This is a genomic window from Nonomuraea sp. SYSU D8015 (assembly GCF_008065375.1).
Lineage (GTDB): Bacteria > Actinomycetota > Actinomycetes > Streptosporangiales > Streptosporangiaceae > Nonomuraea.
The window spans coordinates 81463-100343 of record NZ_VJYI01000030.1 but is presented as its reverse complement, the minus strand read 5'-3'; the positions used below and the strand labels follow the sequence as shown (position 1 = coordinate 100343).

Sequence of the window (18881 nt, the reverse complement as noted above, 5' to 3'; positions counted from 1 at the left end):
GCGGCTCACGGGGAGACGGGGGCGGCGCCCGTGCTGCCCCGGATCACGAGACGCGTGGGCAGCACGATCTCGCGGCGTTCCCCGTCGTCGCCGCTCAGCCGGTCGATGGCCGCCTGGACGGCGAGCCGGGCCTGTTCGATCGGCGACTGGTTGACGGTGGTGAGCGCCATGCGAGGGTGCCGGGCCATGAGGCTGTCGTCGAAGCCGGCCACGGACATGCCGGCCGGCACGTTCACGCCCCGGCTTTCCAGCGCCTCGATCAGACCCACCGCCGTGCGGTCGTTGTAGGCGACGATGGCCGTGACACCCGCGTCGGCTCGCAGGCGCTTGAGGGCCGCCGCGCCCTGGTGCTCGGTCAAGCCTCCGGAGAGCACGGTGGCATCGAGCCCGTGCCGCCGCATGGCGGCCCGGTAGGCGCGCCGCCGGACGGCGGCGATGTGTCCCGTTCCCCCGTCGACGTGCACGATGCCCCGGTGGCCGAGCGCGACCAGATGGTCGACCACGTCGGCGATGCCCTGCTTGTCGTCGGCCCGGACGACGTCCACGCCCGGCAGGTTGAGCGGGCGTCCCACGCAGACGGTCGGGATGCCCTCGACGAGCGGGGCCAGCTCGGCTTCGGGCATCGTCGGTCCCAGCAGCAGGAGCGCCTCGCATCGGAAGTCGATGAGCGTCTCGATGGCACGTCGTTCGTCGTGGGTGGCGGTCATGGCACCCAGGACGGTCTCGTACCCCGCGGTGTCGACCATGGACTGGATCTCCTCGGCGAGTTCCCCGTGATACAGGTTGCTGGGAATGATCGTCACGCCGATGAGCCGCGTTCTCCTCTGGGCGAGAAGCGTGGCCGTCCTGTCCTTGCGGTACCCCATGCGCTCGGCGACGGCCAGCACGCGCTGGGTCGTGGCCGCGCTCGGTCCCGCCGACCCGTTGAGCACCTTGGAGACCAGCCCCTTGGACACGCCGGCAGCGGCCGCGACGTCGAGGATCGTCGGGCGCCGGCGTCCTTGCCGGGGCGACGCCGGAGGGGTGTGGTCGGGCATGCGCTCACGATAGGGCCGGAGGGTTTGTCAGCACAAACCCTTGACATATGCCCGTAACACGACGCATGCTCGGCGCAACCTTTTAAACCGGTTTCCAAACCGAATGTGAAGGCGGTCCGCGCAATGCGGACGCCGCTATCCAGTAATGCCTGGAATTGAAGGAGCCCGCATGTCCGACGACCACATCGGCGTCGCCGTCATCGGCGCCGGGATGGCCGGCAGGTCGCACGCCGCCAGCTATCGCAGCGCCACGACGACGTACGGCTCAGGCCTGCCTGACGTGCGGCTCGTCGCGATCGCCGACGTCAACGAGCACTTCGCGCAGGAGGCCGCGCGCCGGTTCGGGTACGCCCGGGCGGAGACGTCCTGGCAGGCCGTCGCACAGGCCTCTGACATCGACGTGGTGAGCGTCGTGGTCGCCAACCATCTGCACCGGGAAATCGTCGAGGGGCTCCTGGAGGCCGGCAAGCACGTCCTGTGCGAGAAGCCATTTGCGCCGACCATTCCGGAAGCGGAGGCGATGGTCGCCGCGGCGCGCGCCCGGCCCGATCTGCAGGCGGGAGTCGGCTTCACCTTCCGTCGTTCGCCCGCGGTCGCGGCGGTGAAGCGGCTCGTCGACGACGGGTCGATGGGGCGGCCCATCCATTTCAACGGCCACTACTGGTGCGACTACGGCGTCGACGCCTCGGGGCCGATGAGCTGGCGGTACAAGGGCGGCCCTGGATCGGGCGCGCTGGCCGACATCGGCAGCCATCTGGTGGACCTCGCCGAGTTCCTGTGCGGTCCGATCCGATGCGTACGCGGCTCGACCCTGTCGACGTTCATCACCGAGCGCGCGTTGCCCCTCGGCGCTGCCGTCGGACACGCCGCGGCGGCGCTGAGCGACGAGCGCGAGCCGGTCGAGAACGAGGACCTGGTCACCTTCACCGCGACCTTCGAATCCGGTGCCACGGCGACCATGTCCGCCTCCCGCGTGGCGCTCGGCCTGGCCAACTCCCTCGGCTTCGAGCTGTTCGCCGAGAACGCCGCGGCGACCTTCGACCTGGTTCGGGCGGGCGAGTTCGGCTACATGGACCGTGCGGTGGACGGGACCACGAAGGGCTACCGGCAGGTGGTCGTCGGCCCGGACCACCCGTACCTCACCGGCGGCCTGGCCATGGACTTCCCGGGCGTCGGATACGGCCAGAACGACCTGTTCGTCTTCCAGGCCCGCGCGTTCCTGGAGCAGGTGGCCGGTCTCGACCGGCTGCCCCGGGTGCCTTCGTTCGAGCATGGGCTGCGCAACCTGCGACTGCTCGCCGCCATCACCGAGTCGGCGCTCAACGGCGGCGCCGAGGTCAAGGTCCCCTCGCACACTCCCTGATCAGAAAGCCACCCCCCATGAAACTCGGCGCCTACACCGCCTGCCTGCACGACAAGCCGCTGTCCGAGGCCTTGGCCATTCTCAAGGGAATGGGCCTGGAAAGCGCAGAGATCAACTCCGGTGGATTCATCCCGGAGCCGCACCTGCCGGTCGACGACATTCTCGCGAGCGAGCAGGCTCGCCAGGACTACCTCGGGCTCTTCGACGAGCACGGGATCACGCTCACCGCGCTCAACTGCAACGGCAACCCTCTGCACCCGAACCCCGCGGTGCGGGAGAAGCACGCGGGCGACGTCCTGCGGTCGCTGGAGCTGGCCGCGCTCCTGGGCGTCAAGCGCGTCGTCACGATGTCGGGCACGCCGGCCGCGAGCGCCACCGGCACCAATCCGGCGTGGAACGTCCTGCCCTGGGACAGCGCCTACCTCGACGTCCAGGACTACCAGTGGAACGACGTCGCGATCCCGTTCTGGAAGACGGTCCAGGAACGCGCGGCCCACTTCGACGTCAAGGTGGCGATCGAGATGCACCCGCACAACGTCGTCTACAACCCGGCGACGCTGGAGCGACTCGTCGAGAAGATCGACGCGACGCACGTCGGCGCCGAGATGGACCCCAGTCACCTGTTCTGGCAGGGCATCGACCCCGTGGCGGCGGTCGGTCACCTCGGCTCCCTGGTGTACAACGCGGCGGCCAAGGACACCCGGATCAATGCCGCGGCGCTGGTGAACGGCGTCCTCGACGACCGTTTCTGCCGGGTTCACCCGGACGCGCCCGGGGCCGTGGGTCTCGGCGGGCCGTACACCTTGTCCCGCTGGCCGGAAAACTCCTCCTGGGACTTCGTCGCGGTCGGCCGTGGCCATGACGTGGCCTGGTGGGCCGCCTTCCTGCAGGCGCTGGAGCAGGTGGACCCGGACATGCCTGTGAACATCGAGCACGAAGACCAGGAGCTCGACCAGCTCGAAGGACTGGCCGCCGCGGCCAAGACCCTTCTCGAGGCCGCCGGTCGATGAAAGCCCGGGCTCTCGTGGAATGCTTCGAGCGCCTCTGCCTCGCTCCGTCGCATTCAGGGCCATGAGAGCCCGTCCAACCGCTTCGCGTGAATCGGCGCCAATCCGCTGTGAGCGCGAGCGCGCACCCAGGCTCGCCCTCGGCCCCGTTGACCGACCGGCCGGGGCGGCCGCCGCAACACCCCCCACCCGATCCACCGCGCGCTCCGACCGAGTCATCTGTGGCGCCGGCGCATCACACGAAGGAGTACCGAGAAAAATGCAAGGCACACGAATCAGGCGGCGTCCACTCGGCCTGGCGGCGATCAGCCTCCTCGCCGCCGTCGCCCTGACCGCCTGCGCCAGCGGCAAGGCCACCAGCGGCACCGCGACCGGCGACGCGAGCCAGCCCGCCGGCGCCGCCTCCAGCGCGCCCGCGAACACCGGCAGCGAGAAGGTCTCCATCTTCGTCATCGGCGGCAAGGCCGACGACCCGTTCTGGTCCGCGGTCAAGCGTGGCGCAGACGACGCCGCCAAGGTCGTCGAGGCGGGCGGCGGCAAGGTGACGTGGCTCGGCCCGCAGAACTACGACAACCTCGGCCCGGACGCCGCCAAACTCATCCTGAGCGCGAAGAGCCAGGGCGCCACCGCCATCATCGGCGCCGACTGGGTGCCCGAGGCGCAGAACGACGCCTTCAAGACCGCCTCCAGCGGCGGCGTGCCGGTCTTCCTGTTCAACTCCGGTGGCCCCGAGCAGGCCAAGAACGTCGGCGCGCTCTCCTACACCGGCTCCGAAGAGCAGACAGCCGGCAAGGCCGGCGGCGAGTTCTTCGCCAAGAACGGCGCGAAGAACGTCCTGTGCGTCAACACCCTTCCCGGCGCCGTGAACACCGAGGCCCGGTGCAAAGGGGTCGCCGAGGGCATGAGCAGCGGCGGCGGCAAGTCCACCCAGCTGCCGCTGCCCTCGTCCAACTTCGGCAACCCCACGGCGGTGACCCAGGCGATCAAGGCGGCCCTGCTCAAGGACGGCACCATCGACGGCCTGATCACCATCAGCACCCAGGACGCCGACAGCGCGGCCGCCGCCATCGACCAGGCCAACGCCGCGGGCAAGGTCAAGCTCGGCACGTTCGACATGAACGAGGCCCAGCTCGAGCGCATCAAGGCCGGCAAGCAGCTGTTCTGCATCGACCAGCAGCCCTACCTGCAGGGCTACCTCGCCGTGTCCCAGGCCTACGCCTACAACGCCTACGGGCTCCGCATCGCGCAGGACGCGGTGATGACCGGGCCCGCCATCGTCGAGGCCGGCAACGTGGACGCCGCGATCGCCGGTGTCAAGGCAGGCGTCCGCTGATTCCGCCGGGAGGCGCCGGGTCCCGGCCGCAGCGCGGCGGACCCGGCGACGACCTTCACCCCTCCGGACGACTCCACTTGAGGTGATACGAGCAATGACCGTCCAGATCTCCGGCGCGGCCCGCCCCGCGGCGGCCGGGACGTCCCCGGCGCGTTCCCTGCGCAATCTGACCTACCGCCCCGAGGCCGGCGCTCTCATCGGGACCTTGGGCGTCTTCGTCTTCTTCGCCGTCTTCGGCGGCGCCAACTTCGTCGCGGCCTCCGGCACCGCGGCCTGGCTGAACGTCGCCGCGGAACTCGGCATCATCGCCGTTCCCGTCGGCCTCCTCATGATCGCCGGCGAGCTCGACCTGTCCGTCGGCTCCGTGCTGGCGGCGAGCTCGATGACCCTGGCCATCGTGTCGGGCTATTGGGGCGGCCCGGTGATCCTCGGCATCGTGCTCGCCCTCGGCGTCGGCGTGGCGGTAGGGCTGCTCAACGGTCTCATCGTGACACGGACCAACGTGCCGTCGTTCGTCGTCACTTTGGCGACCCTCTTCGGGACGGCCGGCCTGACCCTGGGCCTGTCGCGAGTGATCACCGGCACCACCAGTGTCGCCATCAAGCCCGACCCGGCTTCCAAGGCGGTCTTCGGCACGCTCGTCGCCGGGCAGTTCGAGGTGGCGATCTTCTGGTGGCTCGCGGTCGCGCTGGTCGTCGGCTGGATGCTCACGATGACGAAGTACGGCAACTGGATCCTGGCCGTGGGCGGCGACAAGGAGAGCGCCCGCGCCGCCGGCATCCCGACCGACCGGCTCAAGATCGCGCTGTACATCGGGAGCGGGTTCGGCGCCGCCCTGGTCGGCGTGATCCAGACCATCCTTTACAACGGCGCCCAAGTCGCCAACGGGCAGTCGTTCGTCTTCAACTCCATCATCGCGGTCGTCGTCGGGGGCGTCCTGCTGACCGGCGGCTACGGATCCGTCGTCGGGGTCGTCCTCGGCACCCTCACCTTCGCGATCGTCAACCAGGGCATCTACTACACGGGCTGGAACTCCGACTGGGCGAGTTTCATCCTCGGTGTCCTCATCCTCGCCGCCGTCCTCATGAACAACACGTTCCGCCGGCTGGCGCTGTCGTACGCGCCCCGCACCGGGAAGAAGGCCTGATCATGACCGAGCCGATCCTTCGTCTCAACGACGTGAGCAAGTCGTTCGTCGGCACGAACGCGCTGCAGGACATCTCCCTGGAGGTGCATCCGGGAAAGGTGCTGTGCCTGCTAGGCGACAACGGCGCCGGCAAGTCCACGCTGATCAAGATCCTTTCCGGTTTCCACGCCCCCACGGGCGGCACCATCGAGGTGAAGGGGCGGCCCGTCGTCTTCAGGAGCCCGCGGGACGCGTCCGCGTACGGAATCGCCACCGTTCACCAGTTCGGCGGCACCTTCCCGCTGATGAGCGTCGGCCGGTCCTTCTTCGTCGGGGTCGAGCCGACCAAGGGCTGGGGTCCGTTCAAGCGCTTCGACAAGCGCCTGGCCGGTGAGATCGCGGTACGGGAGATGCAGTCGCTCGGCATCACCCGGGTGACCGACGGCAAGCGGCTGGTCGGCAGCCTGTCCGGCGGCGAGCGGCAGGCCCTGGCCATCGCCCGCGCCGTCTACTTCGGCGCCAACGTGCTCATCCTCGACGAGCCGACCGCCGCGCTCGGCGTCAAGGAGGCCTCGCACGTCCTGCGGATCATCATGCAGGCGCGGGCCAAGGGCGTCGCGGTCATCTTCGTCACCCACAACGTCCTGCACGCCATGATGGTCGGCGATCACTTCGCCGTGCTGATCCACGGCCGCAAGGCCGACGACTTCCGCAAGGGCGAGCGGACCCGCGAGCAGATCACGGACCTGATGGCGGGCGGCGAGGCCATGGCGGACCTCGAGGCGGAGCTCGCGGAATTGGAGGCGTCGGCGTGAAGATCGCCCTCGACCCGTACATGCTGCGGTCCATCCCGCTGCTGGAGCTGCCGGGCGTCGTCGCCGAGCTCGGTTACGAGTACATCGAGTTGTCACCGCGCGAGGACTTCATGCCGTTCTTCCTGCACCCGCGGGCGGACGACGCGAAGGTCAGGGCCTTCAAGCGGGCCCTCGACGGGGCCGGCGTGAAGATCTCCTCGGTGCTGCCGCTCTACCGGTGGTCCGGTCCGGACGAGGAGGAGCGCGAGGCCGCCGTCCGCTACTGGAAGCGCGCCATCCAGATCACCGTCGACCTCGGCTGCACCGTCATGAACAGCGAGTTCAACGGCCGCCCCGAGCAGGCGAGCCGGTCGGAGGCGAAGTTCTGGAAGTCCATGGAGGAGTTGCTGCCGGTCTTCGAGCGCGAGGGCGTGCGGCTGCGCCTCGAACCGCACCCGGACGACTTCGTCGAGGACGGCAAGGTCGCCGTGGACATGGTGCGCGGGATCAACTCCCCACTCGTGTCGTTCCTGTACTGCGCCCCGCACACCTTCCACATGGGCGGCGACATGGTCGGCATCATGGAGTACGCCGGGCCGCTGATGACCCACCTGCACCTGGCCGACGCCTTCGACCACACCGCCTCCTCAGGGCTGCGTTACATCGTCAACCCGCCGGGCTCCACGGCCCGGGTGCACCAGCACCTGGACATCGGGCAGGGAGAGGTGGACTGGGAGACCTTCTTCGCCACCCTGAACCGGCTCGGGTTCGGCGACGGCGCGGATGACATCATGACCTCGTGCGCGTTCGCCTGGGAGGAGCGCGCGCGTGAGTCCGCGGTCTTCATGCGCGAGACCATCGGCACATACGTCGGCTCCTGGTGACACCCGCCTGCGGCGCCTCGACGGGCCTGCAGTACGTTCTGCCTCATGAGCTACAAGGCCGGACCACGGTGATCCGCCCGCTGCGGACCTGCCAGGGCGCGTGTTGACCGTTCTCGACTGGATCCTGCTCGCCGTCGCGGCCTCCCTGATCGGCTTCGCGAAGACCGCCGTCGGCGGGGTGGCCGGCCTCGCGATCGCGGTCTTCGCCGTCGTCCTCCCCGCTCGCGAGTCGACCGGGGCCGTGCTGACGCTACTGCTGGTGGGCGACCTCATCGCGGTCCGGCTCTACCGGCACCATGCCGACTGGTCGATGCTGCTCCGGCTCCTTCCGTCCGTGCTCCCGGGGTTGGCGCTCGGGGCCTGGTTCGTGGCCGTGGCGGACCAGTCGCTCATGCGGGGCGGCATCGGCGCGGCGCTGCTGGCGATGGCGCTGCTGCAGCTGTGGTCACGCCGGCGCGCCCGCGTGCGGGACCGGCAGGAACCGCGGGAACCGCAGGGACCGCGGGAACGGCCGCGGGGCCGGATCCGCGCCCTGGCGGGGACGGCCGCCCCGTTCTCCGTGGGCGTCATCGCGGGGTTCGCGACGATGACGGCCAACGCCGCGGGCCCGGTGATGACGATGTACCTGCTGATGGCGGGCATGCCGGTCCTCGGGCTGCTGGGCACGGGCGCATGGTTCTTCTTCCTGGTGAATCTGGCCAAGGTGCCGTTCAGCGCGGGACTGCAGCTGATCGACGGCGCCACGCTGCTGCTCGATCTCGCGCTCGTGCCGCCGCTGCTCGCCGGCGCCGTGGTCGGCGCCCGTGTGGCGAGCAGGATCCCGCGGCGGAGATTCGAGGACATCACCCTGGTGCTGACCGCGCTGGCCGCCGGGGCGCTCCTGGTCTGAGGCTAGCCGGAGGCGAGATCGCGGCGGCGCAGGCCGTACAGGCCGAGGATGGCCAGCGCCGCCGCCAGTGCGGTCAGCACCACGGTGGCCACCGGGGCGAAGGCTCCCAGCGGACGCCAGGGGAGGTGGGACAGCACCGACGTGTTCTGCAGCCATCCCGGCACGCCCGCGTAGGGCCCCAGGACCTGCACGAACCCGCCGTAGACGAGCACGGCCCAGCCCACGCCGACGGCGGCGCGCGGGGCGAGGCCGAGCAACGCGGCGGGGACGGCGAGCAGGACCAGCCCCTCGGGGATACGGAGCAGGCTCGCCCCGATGACCTCTCCGACCAGGCCGCGATCGCCGGTGGACGCGGCGGCGCCGACGCCGAGCGCGGCGCCGTACACCGTGAGCAGCGCGATCACGGCGAGCGCGGAGACCAGCAGGGACGACCCGAGCCACGCCGACCTGCCGGTCGGCCCGGCCAGCACGGGACCGACGCGCCCGCGCACCTCCTCCGCCCTGAGCCGGAGGACCGACAGGACCGCGAAGACGCCCGTGTAGAGGGAGCCGGTGAACACCATGAGGCTGATCCAGGCCCGCCCGAGGTCCGCCCCGGGGAAGATGGGGAGATCGGTGGTCGCCATGCCACCGGTCATGCCGCCCAGGGTGAGGCCGACGGCGAGGAAGGCGGCCGCCCACCAGCCGATGGCCGCCTGCTGGAGCCGCAGCGCCAGCGTGAACGGCGAGCGCAGCCAGGCAGGCGCCCCGGCCCTGCCGGGACGAGGGGCCACCACGGCGGCGCCGAGATCCCTGCGGCTCGCCAGCGTGTAGGCGCCCGCGAACAGGAGCCCGGCGAGGAGGGCCGAAAGGGCGAGCGGCCACCAGCGCTCACCGGCCAGCACCCGGGTCTGCTGCGACCAGCCGATCGGGGACAGCCAGAACACCGGACCGCCCTCCAGGCTCTGCATCGCCCCCACGCCCCGGAGGAGCCATGCCACGACGAGGGCCACGCCCGCGAACCCGCCGGCGCCCCTGGGATGCTCGGTGAGCTGGACGGTGACCGCGGCGACCGCGGCGAACACCAGCCCGGCGGCGGCGAGTGAGGCGCCGAACAGCAGCGCGCTGGCGGCGGGGAACCCGATGCCGATCGCCGCGGCGGCCACGAGGACCGCGAGCACGGCGTTGCCGATCAAGGAGACGATCAGCGCCGCGGTGAGCTGGGCGTGCCGCCCCACCACGGCCGCCCGGATGAGCTCGGCCCGGCCGGTCTGCTCTTCGGCCCGGGTGTGCCGGGTGATGAGCAGGATGTTCATCAGCGCGGCGGCCAGCAGGAACTCGACCCAGTACGCGGCCAGGAAGTATTGCTGCGAGGTGACGGCTCCGTCGCCGAAGACCGGCCCGGCGAGCACCCTCATGAACGAACCCCGGATCAGCTGCGCGGCTTCGGCCCTGGCCTCCGGCGTCGGGGCCACGACGGTCGAGGCCGCGGAATAGAAGCGTGGGACCAGGACCGCGATGGCGATCACCCAGAGAGGGAGCCTGATCCGGTCGCGGCGCAGCGCCAGCCGCACCATGGCGCCGGTGCCGGTGAAAGCGCTGCCCGCGGCCCTGGATCCGGTACGGATGTCCGCCGGGGAGAGCGTGGCGGTCATGCCGCCTCCTTGATCCCGTAGTGCCGGAGCATGAGCTCCTCGAGCGTCGGCGGGTGGCTGACCAGCGAGCGGACGCCGAAGCCCGCGAGGTGCCTGACGGCGGCGTCGAGGTGTTCGGTGTCCACGCTGAACCGCACGCCGCCGTCGTCGATCGTCGCGTCGTGGATGCCGGGCAGCCGGTCGAGGCCGGTGACGGGGGCGGCGGTGGCGGCGGCGATCGTCGTCCGGGTCAGGTGCCGCATCTGCGCGAGCGTGCCCGACTCCACGGCCTTCCCCTCCCGGATGATGGTGATCCGGTCGGCGAGGTTCTCGACCTGGGCGAGGATGTGGCTGGACAGCAGGACGGTGCGGCCGGCGGCCTTGTCTTCGGCGACGACCTGCTGGAAGACGGCCTCCATCAGCGGGTCCAGGCCGCTCGTGGGCTCGTCCAGGATCAGGAGTTCCACGTCGGCGGCGAAGGCGGAGACGAGGGCGACCTTCTGGCGGTTGCCCTTGGAATAGGTGCGCGCCTTCTTCGCCGGATCGAGCTCGAACCGCTCGATCAGCTCCTTGCGGCGCGTCGGGTCGAGCCCGCCGCGCAGGCGGCCGAGCACGTCGATGGCCTCGCCTCCGGTGAGGTTGGGCCACAGCTCGACCTCGCCCGGCACGTACGCCAGCCGCCGGTGCAACGCGACGGCGTCGGCCCAGGGGTCGCCGCCCAACAGCCTGGCGCTGCCGGAGGTGGCCCGGATCAGGCCCAGCAGGATGCGGATCGTGGTGCTCTTCCCGGCTCCGTTCGGGCCGAGGAAGCCGTGCACCTCTCCGGCGCCCACGGTGAGGTCGAGCCCGTCGAGGGCGCGGACCTTCCCGTAGGCCTTGACGAGCCCGGAGACGGCGATGGCAGGAATCATGGGTTTCTCCGATGGCGGGTCTCATGAAGTGGGGCGAGGAGGCGACCCTCGATCTCCTCGCCGGCGAAGGGGCCGGAGCGAGTCAGGACGTGGACGGCGATCGCGGGAGGGAGCCGATCATTTGAGCGGGACGGTCACCGCGGCGTCGAATTCCCGGTCGGAGAGTGACCTGTTGAGGTTGAGGAGCGCCTCGGCCTGCCAGCCCACGACGTAGCGGGTCTCCGGGCGGGCCGCCTCGACGGCCTGCCGGATCGTGGTCGCGACCTCTCCGGGGTCGGAGGCCGGGTTGTCCCCGCCCAGCTGCGTCTCGGCCGCGCGTGCCATGGCCTCAGCCATCTGCCGGTAGGCGCCGTTCCCGGAGATCTCCCGCAGCTGCCGCGCGGTCCCGGCCTCGAAGTCGGTCCTGATGACGCCGGGCTGGATGACGACGACGTCGACGCCGAAGGGGCCGGCCTCCATGCGCAGGGTGTCGGAGAAGGCCTCCAGGGCGTGCTTGGAGGCGTAGTACCAGGCGCCGAGCGGCAGGGCGATCTCGCCGCCGACCGAGGACACGTTGACGATCGTGCCCGAGCCCCGTGCCCGCATGTGCGGCAGGACGAGCTGGGTCAGCCGGGCCGGCGCGAACACGTTGACCTCGAACTCGGCTCGCGCCATCTCCAGTGGCGTGTCCTCGACCGCGCCGTGGACGACGGCGCCCGCGTTGTTCACCAGGACGTCGATCCGCCCGTGTGCGTCCAGGATCGCGCGGACGGCTCGCTGGAGGTCTTCTTCCTTGGTCACGTCCATCGGCAGGGCGTGACCTCCCGCTTCGCTGATCGCCTCCATCCTGTGCACCCGCCGCGCCGCGCCGTAGACGACGTGGCCGCCGCGCAGGAGCTCGAGCGCGGTCGCGTGGCCGATGCCGGAGGAGGCGCCGGTGACGAGGCATGTCTTGGCAGCCATTTCAGGCCTCTCGTGGAGATTCCCTCGGATGTGAACGGCCATCGTTCACACCCGCGGAAGCTACGGGTGCGTTTGCGGATTCGCCAAGTCGTGAACCTCGTCATCCCAGCTCAGCTGGGGGGTGATTGGCGAAACGACGTGTCGGCGAATGCAACAACCGCCGTGCGGCGGCTCGCCATCGCGTGCGTACGAGGGGCATACTCGCGGCATCCGCGACGAGGACGTGCCGGGAGGGCGCATGCCGGGAGGCCACCTGACGTACGAGGACCGCCGCAAGATCGCCGAAGGGCTGGCGGAAGGGCTCACCTATGCGGAGATCGCCCGCCGCTTGGGACGGCCGAGGTCGACCATCGGCCGCGAGATCGCACGCAACGGGGGCCCGCACAGGTACCACGCGGCCCGGGCGCAGCAGGCGACCCGCTGGCGCGCCCGGCGTCAGCCGAACCCGCCACCGGATCCACCGGCCACCGTGGACGCCGAGCGGCGCGACCCCGAGGCGGTGCGGCAGTTCGAGCAGACGCTCACGACGCGGCTGGGCGGGATGCCGACGATGGCGTCCAGGGTGCTGGCCTGCCTGTTCACGAGCGACACCGGCGACATGACCGTCGCCGACCTCACCAAGCGGCTGCGGGTCAGCCCGGCCTCGATCTCCAAGGGCGTCCGCTATCTCGAGGAAATCGGGCTGGTCAAACGCGAGCGTGACAACCGGCGCGAGCGGTACGTCATTGACGACGAGGTCTGGTACCACGCCTGGTCGGTGGGCACCCGCTCGATGAGGCTGTGGGCCGAGACGATCCGGCAGGGTGTCGACGTCCTGGGCGCCGACACCCCGGCCGGCATCCGGCTCCAGACCGCGAGCCGGTTCTTCCAGCTCCTCAGCTCCGACATGGCCGCGGCGGCCGAACACTACCGGCAAACCTTCTCCGGCGCCGGGGAGGCCGCCCGTTGAGCGTGTCCATCGCAGTCCGGGGCGGTTTCACAGCAGTTCGAGTGCGTCGTCGAGGTCCACGACCCGCCCGAAGTAGCGGTTGACGTCCTCGAGGCTCGCCTCGGCGAGGTGCGGATAATTGGAATTCGTCGCCTGCCGGGGCAGGACGACCTCATATCCCGCGGCGAATGCGTCCTGAATGGACGCGCGCACGCACACGTTCGTTTTGACCCCCGCCACCACGAGCCTCTCGACGTCCTGTTCACGCAGCAGCAGATCCAGGTCGGTGGCGTAGAACGCGGAGTACCTGCGCTTACCGATCTCCACCTCGTGGTGCGCGCCCGACGGGCCGAATCCCGCGGCGTATTCGGCGTCGGAGGACCCCGTCGCACAGTGCCGGGGCAGTTTCTTGTATTCGAAGTCGGCCAGCCCGGGGCGATGGCGCTCCACCGCGTGGACGATGAGCCGCTGACGCTCCCGAGCGGTCCGCAGGAGCCGGCGGAGGGGATCGAGCACGTCGGCCGAACGGGGATAGTAATGAGGCTCATCCGGCGAGAAAAAGGAATTGATCACGTCAATCATGAGCAGCGCCGTATTACTCATTCATCCTCGTTTCACCCGCCGGCCCCCTGAGGAAAAGGTAGCCCGCCGCCGTGGTCGTCGGTGCCGTCGGCGGCCAACGCCGCCGACGGCACCGACGGCACGCGGGTGACCGGCGGCAACGAGTGGTCTCAGACCGACGGGACCCGCGTGACCACCGTCAACAGCGGAACCCTCACATGAGCGACCCCATCACGGGGTTGAGAGCACGGCCGTAGCGGTGCGGGGCCGTTCGCACGGTCCCGCACCGCGGGCCTCTCCTCGTGATCAGGACGGCTGGCGCAGCAGCGCCTGGGCGATGGCGACCTGTGCGGGCTCCAGTGTGGCCTTGCCGTCTTCGATGTCCCACAGCGCGTTCTGCAGCACGCGGCCGAGCGTCCAGCCGACCGCGCGCTCCCGGTCCAGGCCGACGGCCTCGGTCAGCAGGTCGAAGCGGCGCAGCACCACGCGCGCGGCGTCGCCGGTGGCCGCCACCTCGTCCCACCGGTTGTCCATCGCCGGCAGCAGCTCGAACCCCGGGTCGCCGGCCAGCGGTTCGGGGTCGATGGCCAGCCAGGGTTCCCGTTCTCCGGCCAGGACGTTGTCATAGTGCAGGTCCCAGTGCAGCAGGCGGTCGCCGGCCTCGCCGATCAGCTCGGCCACGGCGGAGGCGCAGGTGCGCACGAGCCGCTGTTCTTCTGGGACGCGCAGCGCCGGCACGGCCCGCGGGACCTGCTCCAGCATGGCCCCCGCTATATCGGACAGGCGCCGCAGACCGTCAGGGGCGGGCACCGCGGTCAGGCGGGCCATCAGGCCGGCCAAAATCCGCATGGCCGCGTCGTCGTCGGCCACCGCGGACAGGGGCCGGCTCGCGTCCAGGCGTTCCAGCAGCTGGGTGCCGCTTTCCTCGTCGTGGTCCAGCAGGAGGACGATGCCCTCGCCTTTCCACGCCCGCAGTCCGGTGGCGGCGCCGGCGGTCTCCTCCCGGAGCTGCTGGAGCTTGAGCACGGCGGGTGTGCCGTCGGCCCGGAGCACGGGCAGGACCAGCGAGGCCATACCGTGCGCGGGCGGGCCGTCGGGCCGCAGTCCCCAGCGCTCCAGGAGGTCACCGCCCAGCCGGGGCAGGTCGGCGATCCAGGCGCGCTCTTCGGGGCCGTGGGCGCCATAGGACACGGCGAACGAGTGGGGTACGTCGATGGATGTCGACGTGTTCATGGAAACATCCCCTTCGAGGTCGAAAGCCGGAGTGCGACGAACGAAGGAGATCTCGGAGGTGCCCGGCTGCCGGGCAGGCGTCAAAGCATGCCCCCACCCTAGCCGGACGCCAACGCGTCCGCGTGATCAAAGCGCGCCCGCGGTCCCGCTGGTCAGTGGTCCCCAGCGTCGGCGTGGCCGGGTCGGATCAGGAGCAGCACCTGCTCCCGGTCCCCTGAGCGGTCCATGACGCGGCACACCGGCCAGCCCTCACTCCCTCAACTCGGGTTCGGGCAGGGAGCGGGCCGGCTCGATCGCCCACGTGAGATCGCCGTCCCGGGCATGGGGACACCTTGGGCGAACAGCTGATCGAGCGCCCGATGGAGGGGCTTCAGAAGCGCCGCACCACTCCCCCACCTCACGGTTGACATATTGACCTCAGGTCAATATTAATGACCTAAGGTCAATAGCGTCGCCCCAAGGAGTGCAGATGACTCAGGCAATCGACAGCGAGACGTCCGGTCTCCACCTGATCGGCAAGCTTCTCGACCCGGCCTCGAGACCCGACCCGTACCCGATCTACGCCGAGCTCCGCGCCCTCGGCCCAGTGTGGCTCGAGGAGATGTCCTCGTTAGTGGTGACGGGTTACCGCGACTGCGAGACGCTGCTGCGCGACCCGCGGCTCAGCGCCGAGCGGGACCGGTTCTTCAACGCCGACGGATCAGCCGACCCGTATCCCCCGGACGCCCCCTCCTCCGTCCGGCAGCCATGGTTCCTCTCCCTTGACCCTCCGGACCACACCCGGCTGCGGCGCCTGGTCAGCAGCGCGTTCACCGCCCGCGCCGTCGCCCGGATGGAGGGCTCTGTCGTGCGCCTGGTCGACGAATACCTCGACCGCGCGGCCGAGCAGGGGACGTTCGACGTGCTCTCCGGACTCGCCTACCCGCTGCCGGTGACGGTCATCTGCCACATGCTCGGCGTCCCACGGGCCGACGAGCGGCTCTTCCACCGGTGGTCCGCCCAGCTCACCCGGAGGCTCGACGGCTTCTCCAACCACTACGACGGAAACGGCGAGACCCCCGAGTGGGTGCATGGCGAGGTCGAGTTGCACCGGTACGTCAACGACCTCGTCGCCCAGCGGCGCAGGAGCCCGCGACGAGACGACCTGCTCTCCGAGCTGCTCGCCGCGGAGGACGGCGGCAACGCGCTCAGCCATGACGAGCTGGTCTCCACGATCGTGCTGCTGCTGGTGGCCGGGCACGAGACGACGGTCAACCTGATCGCCAACGGCGTGCTCGCCCTGCTGCGGCACCCCGACCACCTTGCCGCCCTGCGCGCCGACCCGGGCACGGCGTCCGCGGTCGTCGAGGAGACCCTGCGCTACGACCCGCCCGTGCAGCTCACCGTCCGGGTCGCCACCCAGGACGTGCGCGTCGGGAAGGCGGAGGCGCCCGCGGGCAACCTGGTCATCCTGCTGCTGGCCGCGGCTCACCGGGACCCGGCGGGGAACCCGGACCCGGACCGGTTCGACCCGGCCCGCGCGCAGGTGCAGCATCTGGGCTTCGGTTTCGGCGCACACTTCTGCCTGGGCGCGCCGCTGGCCAGGCTCCAAGGCCGGCTGGCGCTGGCCGCGTTCGCCCGGCGCGTCCGGGAGCCCGAGCTCGTCGCCGACCCGCCGCCGTACCGGGAGCACATCAACCTCCGCGGCGTCAGCGAGCTCCTCGTCTCCCACGCAGGGCTGGTCGGCTAGCCTGATGCGGTGGTCACCTCCAGGAGCCGCCGGCGTCTCTCCCCCGAGGCCAGGCGCAGTGAACTGATCGACGCCGCCATCCGGCTCCTGGAGTCCGGGCAGGACGTGACCAACTGGGTTCAAGCCGTCACCGCCGAGGCCGACGCCGCCAAAGGCACGTTCTACGTCTACTTCTCCTCCTGGGAGGAGATGCTCACCGCGGTACGGGAACGCGTGCTGCGGGACTACGTGGACCGCTTCCACCGACTGGCCGAAACCACCGAGCCGATCGACTGGTGGGCCACCCTCGACGCCGAATGCGCAGCGGCCATCGAGGCCATCGCCCGGCCCGGAGGGCTCCACGCCGCGGTCTTCCACTCCCACTCCGCGCTCGCGCCCGCGGGCGAAGGGCCGCAGGACACCATCGCCGCCATCGCCAAGGCGCTGCGCCGCGGCATGGACGAGGGCGCGTTCCGGCCGGTCGACCCGCATGTCGCCGCCACGATCCTGTTCACCGTCATCCACGGCGCCGCAGACGCGATCGCCGCCGGCGATCAATCGCAACGCTGGCTGGAGGCGGTCCGCGACCTCACCCGCCACTGGCTCGCACCACCACCCGGGGAGCGTGGAAACCGTTCAGTCGTCTAGGGCGGCGTGGATCAGGTCGCGGAGATCGTCGTCGGTGATGCCGGCGGCGTCGGGATACGCCTCCACGAATCGTCCATCTCCCCATCATGTCCCTTCGACGAAGATCATCCCCCTTGACCGCCGCTGATCGTCTAGGTTTGAGTCCTGGCCGTAGGTCATGGACGCCGATGCGGAGGCTTGATGCGTGAGGAACCCCTGGAGATCGACAGGGCGGCGATGACAGGGCGGATCGACACCTCGATCCCGCACCCCGCCCGGGTGTGGGACTACTGGTTGGGCGGCAAGGACAATTTCGCCCCCGACCGTGCGGTCGGGGACGAGATCGTGAAGGTCATGCCGGACCTGCCGGTCAACGCGCGCGCCGAGCGCGAGTTCATCGGCCGCGTCGTTCGCCACCTGGCCGGCGAGTGCGGCGTCGACCAGTTCCTGGACGTCGGCACCGGCATCCCGACGGCGGACAACACGCACGAGGTGGCTCAGCGGGTCAACCCCAAGGCGCGGATCGTGTACGTCGACAACGACCCGATCGTGCTGATCCACGCCCGGGCCCTGCTGGTCGGCACCGCGGAGGGGGCCACCGACTACCTCGACGCCGACCTGCGTGAGCCCGCGTCCATCCTGCGCCAAGCGGCGCGCACACTGGACTTCTCCCGCCCGATCGCGTTGATGCTGATGGGAGTGCTGGAGTTCCTCCCCGACGCCGACCAGGCGCATGCTTCGGTGAGCACGCTGGTGGACGCGCTGCCGTCAGGCAGCTATCTGGCGATCGCGCACAGCGTCAACAGCCCTTCGATGGACGAGGCCGCCGCCCAGTGGAACGCCAGCGGCGCCACCCGCCTCACGCTGCGCACCGCGGATCAGTTGAAGGCCTTCTTCGAAGGCCTGGACCTGGTGGAGCCGGGCATGGTGTCGCTACCGCAGTGGCGGCCCGAAGCTGACACCAGCTACCGCGACCGCGAGGTCTTCCAGTACGGCGGCCTGGGTCGCAAGCCGTAGTGCCATCATGCCCGGCTCCGGTGCTCACGCCTTCCGGCCGACCCCGCCGTAGGCGTCGAGCTCGCGGCCGTTCGCACGCCAGTGGTTGACCGTCACCACGCCCGGCTCGACCAGCTCCAGGCCGTCGAAGAAACGGGCGATCTCCTCGGGGGTGCGCTGGATGTACGCCATCGCGCCGCTCTGGTTGTACTGCTCCTGCGCCTCCGCCCCGGCGGCGCTGTGGACGTTGGTGCCGTCGTTGAGCGCGAGGTAGCTGCCCGGCGCCAGGGCGCCCATCAGCCGGGCGACGATCGACAGCGCCTCGTCCAGGTCGGCGATGTGGCCCATGATGCCGCTGAGGTTGAGCGCCACGGGCTTGCTGAAGTCGAGCGTCTTCGCGGCGGCCGCCACGATGGTCTCGGTGTCGCGCACGTCCGCGTCGATGTAGTCGGTGGCGCCCTCCGGCGTGCCGGCCAGCAGCGCTCGGGCGTGGACGAGCACCAGCGGGTCGTTGTCGACGTAGACGATCCGCGACTCGGGGGCGATCCGCTGGGCGATCTCGTGGGTGTTGTCCACCGTGGGCAGGCCCGTGCCGACGTCCAGGAATTGCCTGATGCCCGCATCCTGGGCCAGGTACGTGATGGTGCGGGCGAGGAACGCCCTGGAGGCGCGGGCCAGCTCGACGACCTCGGGAAAGATCTTCTTGTACTCGTCCCCGGCGATGCGGTCGACCTCGTAGTTGTCCTTGCCGCCCAGCCAGTAGTTCCAGATGCGGGCCGAATGCGGCACGGTGGTGTCGATCATGGAGTTCTCCTTCCGGGGAGAGCTGCCGTCCAGGCATCGTCGATCGTGCCCCGGGCCCGGCTCGCCGCCCTGTTCCTCAGATCTGCGATCCGCTCAGATTCTCGCTCGGAACCATCCGCTCAAGG

Annotated in this window: 18 protein-coding genes; 11 read left to right on the top strand and 7 right to left on the bottom strand. The window is 70.4% G+C overall.

Annotation, left to right across the window (positions count from 1 at the left end):
* Nucleotides 1-5 precede the first annotated feature (5 nt).
* Complete coding sequence (locus ID574_RS52405; protein ID WP_188196588.1) at nt 6-1037, bottom strand: LacI family DNA-binding transcriptional regulator; 1032 nt, start codon at nt 1035-1037, stop codon at nt 6-8.
* 169 nt (nt 1038-1206) lie between these two features.
* On the opposite strand from ID574_RS52405, the gene ID574_RS52400 reads away from it, so the two are divergent.
* The 7 genes from ID574_RS52400 to ID574_RS52370 all read left to right on the top strand — a co-directional run bounded on the left by ID574_RS52400 (nt 1207) and on the right by ID574_RS52370 (nt 8433).
* Nucleotides 1207-2400 (top strand): Gfo/Idh/MocA family protein, encoded by a 1194-nt coding sequence (locus ID574_RS52400; RefSeq protein WP_188196587.1) that lies wholly within the window; start codon nt 1207-1209, stop codon nt 2398-2400.
* Nucleotides 2401-2417: 17 nt separating this feature from the next.
* Entirely contained in the window at nt 2418-3410 is a 993-nt protein-coding gene (locus ID574_RS52395) for a sugar phosphate isomerase/epimerase family protein (RefSeq protein WP_188196586.1), read from the top strand.
* Nucleotides 3411-3666: 256 nt separating this feature from the next.
* Nucleotides 3667-4740, top strand: a complete 1074-nt coding sequence (locus tag ID574_RS52390; protein ID WP_188196585.1) for a substrate-binding domain-containing protein — start codon at nt 3667-3669, stop codon at nt 4738-4740.
* Nucleotides 4741-4834: 94 nt separating this feature from the next.
* Nucleotides 4835-5887 carry an ABC transporter permease gene (locus ID574_RS52385; protein WP_188196584.1) on the top strand — a complete coding sequence of 351 codons (1053 nt, stop codon included), beginning with the start codon at nt 4835-4837 and terminating at the stop codon, nt 5885-5887.
* Between the two features lie 2 nt (nt 5888-5889).
* Complete coding sequence (locus tag ID574_RS52380) at nt 5890-6681, top strand: ATP-binding cassette domain-containing protein (RefSeq protein WP_188196583.1); 792 nt, start codon at nt 5890-5892, stop codon at nt 6679-6681.
* A complete protein-coding gene (locus ID574_RS52375; RefSeq protein ID WP_188196582.1) occupies nt 6678-7544 on the top strand; it encodes a sugar phosphate isomerase/epimerase family protein in 867 nt (288 codons plus the stop codon). The genes ID574_RS52380 and ID574_RS52375 overlap by 4 nt, the downstream gene beginning before the upstream one ends.
* Nucleotides 7545-7644: 100 nt before the next feature.
* A complete protein-coding gene (locus ID574_RS52370; protein WP_223167989.1) occupies nt 7645-8433 on the top strand; it encodes a sulfite exporter TauE/SafE family protein in 789 nt (262 codons plus the stop codon).
* Between the two features lie 2 nt (nt 8434-8435).
* On the opposite strand, the gene ID574_RS52365 is transcribed toward ID574_RS52370, so the two are convergent.
* The 3 genes from ID574_RS52365 to ID574_RS52355 all read right to left on the bottom strand — a co-directional run bounded on the left by ID574_RS52365 (nt 8436) and on the right by ID574_RS52355 (nt 11899).
* The gene (locus ID574_RS52365; RefSeq protein WP_188196581.1) at nt 8436-10067 is read right to left on the bottom strand and encodes an ABC transporter permease; all 1632 of its coding nucleotides are present in this window, start codon (nt 10065-10067) and stop codon (nt 8436-8438) included.
* Entirely contained in the window at nt 10064-10957 is an 894-nt protein-coding gene (locus ID574_RS52360) for an ABC transporter ATP-binding protein (protein ID WP_188196580.1), read from the bottom strand. Before ID574_RS52360 ends, ID574_RS52365 begins: the two co-directional genes overlap by 4 nt.
* A gap of 117 nt (nt 10958-11074) precedes the next feature.
* Nucleotides 11075-11899 (bottom strand): oxidoreductase, encoded by an 825-nt coding sequence (locus ID574_RS52355; RefSeq protein WP_188196579.1) that lies wholly within the window; start codon nt 11897-11899, stop codon nt 11075-11077.
* A 238-nt stretch (nt 11900-12137) separates the two neighbouring features.
* On the opposite strand from ID574_RS52355, the gene ID574_RS52350 reads away from it, so the two are divergent.
* Complete coding sequence (locus ID574_RS52350) at nt 12138-12848, top strand: GbsR/MarR family transcriptional regulator (RefSeq protein ID WP_188196578.1); 711 nt, start codon at nt 12138-12140, stop codon at nt 12846-12848.
* 27 nt (nt 12849-12875) lie between these two features.
* On the opposite strand, the gene ID574_RS52345 is transcribed toward ID574_RS52350, so the two are convergent.
* Together ID574_RS52345 and ID574_RS52340 are read right to left on the bottom strand one after the other, a co-directional pair.
* Complete coding sequence (locus ID574_RS52345; RefSeq protein ID WP_223167996.1) at nt 12876-13409, bottom strand: cysteine hydrolase family protein; 534 nt, start codon at nt 13407-13409, stop codon at nt 12876-12878.
* A 285-nt stretch (nt 13410-13694) separates the two neighbouring features.
* Nucleotides 13695-14621, bottom strand: coding sequence for an aminoglycoside phosphotransferase family protein (locus ID574_RS52340; protein ID WP_188196576.1), 927 nt, complete (start codon nt 14619-14621; stop codon nt 13695-13697).
* A 469-nt stretch (nt 14622-15090) separates the two neighbouring features.
* Here ID574_RS52340 and ID574_RS52335 point away from each other — a divergent pair, with 469 nt between their 5' ends.
* The 3 genes from ID574_RS52335 (at nt 15091) to ID574_RS52325 (ending at nt 17973) form a co-directional block, all read left to right on the top strand.
* On the top strand, nt 15091-16350 hold the full coding sequence (locus tag ID574_RS52335; RefSeq protein ID WP_188196575.1) for a cytochrome P450: 1260 nt from the start codon (nt 15091-15093) through the stop codon (nt 16348-16350).
* A gap of 9 nt (nt 16351-16359) precedes the next feature.
* The gene (locus tag ID574_RS52330) at nt 16360-16977 is read left to right on the top strand and encodes a TetR/AcrR family transcriptional regulator (RefSeq protein WP_188196574.1); all 618 of its coding nucleotides are present in this window, start codon (nt 16360-16362) and stop codon (nt 16975-16977) included.
* Nucleotides 16978-17157: 180 nt separating this feature from the next.
* Nucleotides 17158-17973 (top strand): SAM-dependent methyltransferase, encoded by an 816-nt coding sequence (locus ID574_RS52325; protein ID WP_188196573.1) that lies wholly within the window; start codon nt 17158-17160, stop codon nt 17971-17973.
* Nucleotides 17974-17997: 24 nt separating this feature from the next.
* On the opposite strand, the gene ID574_RS52320 is transcribed toward ID574_RS52325, so the two are convergent.
* A complete protein-coding gene (locus tag ID574_RS52320; protein ID WP_188196572.1) occupies nt 17998-18756 on the bottom strand; it encodes an SAM-dependent methyltransferase in 759 nt (252 codons plus the stop codon).
* Nucleotides 18757-18881: the final 125 nt, after the last annotated feature.

What these genes read in the sequence shown, in the direction of transcription:
- ID574_RS52385 (WP_188196584.1), top strand. Translation starts at nt 4,835, where the DNA reads ATGACCGTCCAGATCTCCGGCGCGGCCCGCCCCGCGGCGGCCGGGACG.
- ID574_RS52345 (WP_223167996.1), bottom strand. Translation starts at nt 13,409, where the DNA reads ATGATTGACGTGATCAATTCCTTTTTCTCGCCGGATGAGCCTCATTAC.
- ID574_RS52405 (WP_188196588.1), bottom strand. Translation starts at nt 1,037, where the DNA reads ATGCCCGACCACACCCCTCCGGCGTCGCCCCGGCAAGGACGCCGGCGC.
- ID574_RS52365 (WP_188196581.1), bottom strand. Translation starts at nt 10,067, where the DNA reads ATGACCGCCACGCTCTCCCCGGCGGACATCCGTACCGGATCCAGGGCC.
- ID574_RS52340 (WP_188196576.1), bottom strand. Translation starts at nt 14,621, where the DNA reads ATGAACACGTCGACATCCATCGACGTACCCCACTCGTTCGCCGTGTCC.
- ID574_RS52335 (WP_188196575.1), top strand. Translation starts at nt 15,091, where the DNA reads ATGACTCAGGCAATCGACAGCGAGACGTCCGGTCTCCACCTGATCGGC.
- ID574_RS52355 (WP_188196579.1), bottom strand. Translation starts at nt 11,899, where the DNA reads ATGGCTGCCAAGACATGCCTCGTCACCGGCGCCTCCTCCGGCATCGGC.
- ID574_RS52380 (WP_188196583.1), top strand. Translation starts at nt 5,890, where the DNA reads ATGACCGAGCCGATCCTTCGTCTCAACGACGTGAGCAAGTCGTTCGTC.
- ID574_RS52395 (WP_188196586.1), top strand. Translation starts at nt 2,418, where the DNA reads ATGAAACTCGGCGCCTACACCGCCTGCCTGCACGACAAGCCGCTGTCC.
- ID574_RS52320 (WP_188196572.1), bottom strand. Translation starts at nt 18,756, where the DNA reads ATGATCGACACCACCGTGCCGCATTCGGCCCGCATCTGGAACTACTGG.
- ID574_RS52390 (WP_188196585.1), top strand. Translation starts at nt 3,667, where the DNA reads ATGCAAGGCACACGAATCAGGCGGCGTCCACTCGGCCTGGCGGCGATC.
- ID574_RS52325 (WP_188196573.1), top strand. Translation starts at nt 17,158, where the DNA reads ATGCGTGAGGAACCCCTGGAGATCGACAGGGCGGCGATGACAGGGCGG.
- ID574_RS52350 (WP_188196578.1), top strand. Translation starts at nt 12,138, where the DNA reads ATGCCGGGAGGCCACCTGACGTACGAGGACCGCCGCAAGATCGCCGAA.
- ID574_RS52360 (WP_188196580.1), bottom strand. Translation starts at nt 10,957, where the DNA reads ATGATTCCTGCCATCGCCGTCTCCGGGCTCGTCAAGGCCTACGGGAAG.
- ID574_RS52400 (WP_188196587.1), top strand. Translation starts at nt 1,207, where the DNA reads ATGTCCGACGACCACATCGGCGTCGCCGTCATCGGCGCCGGGATGGCC.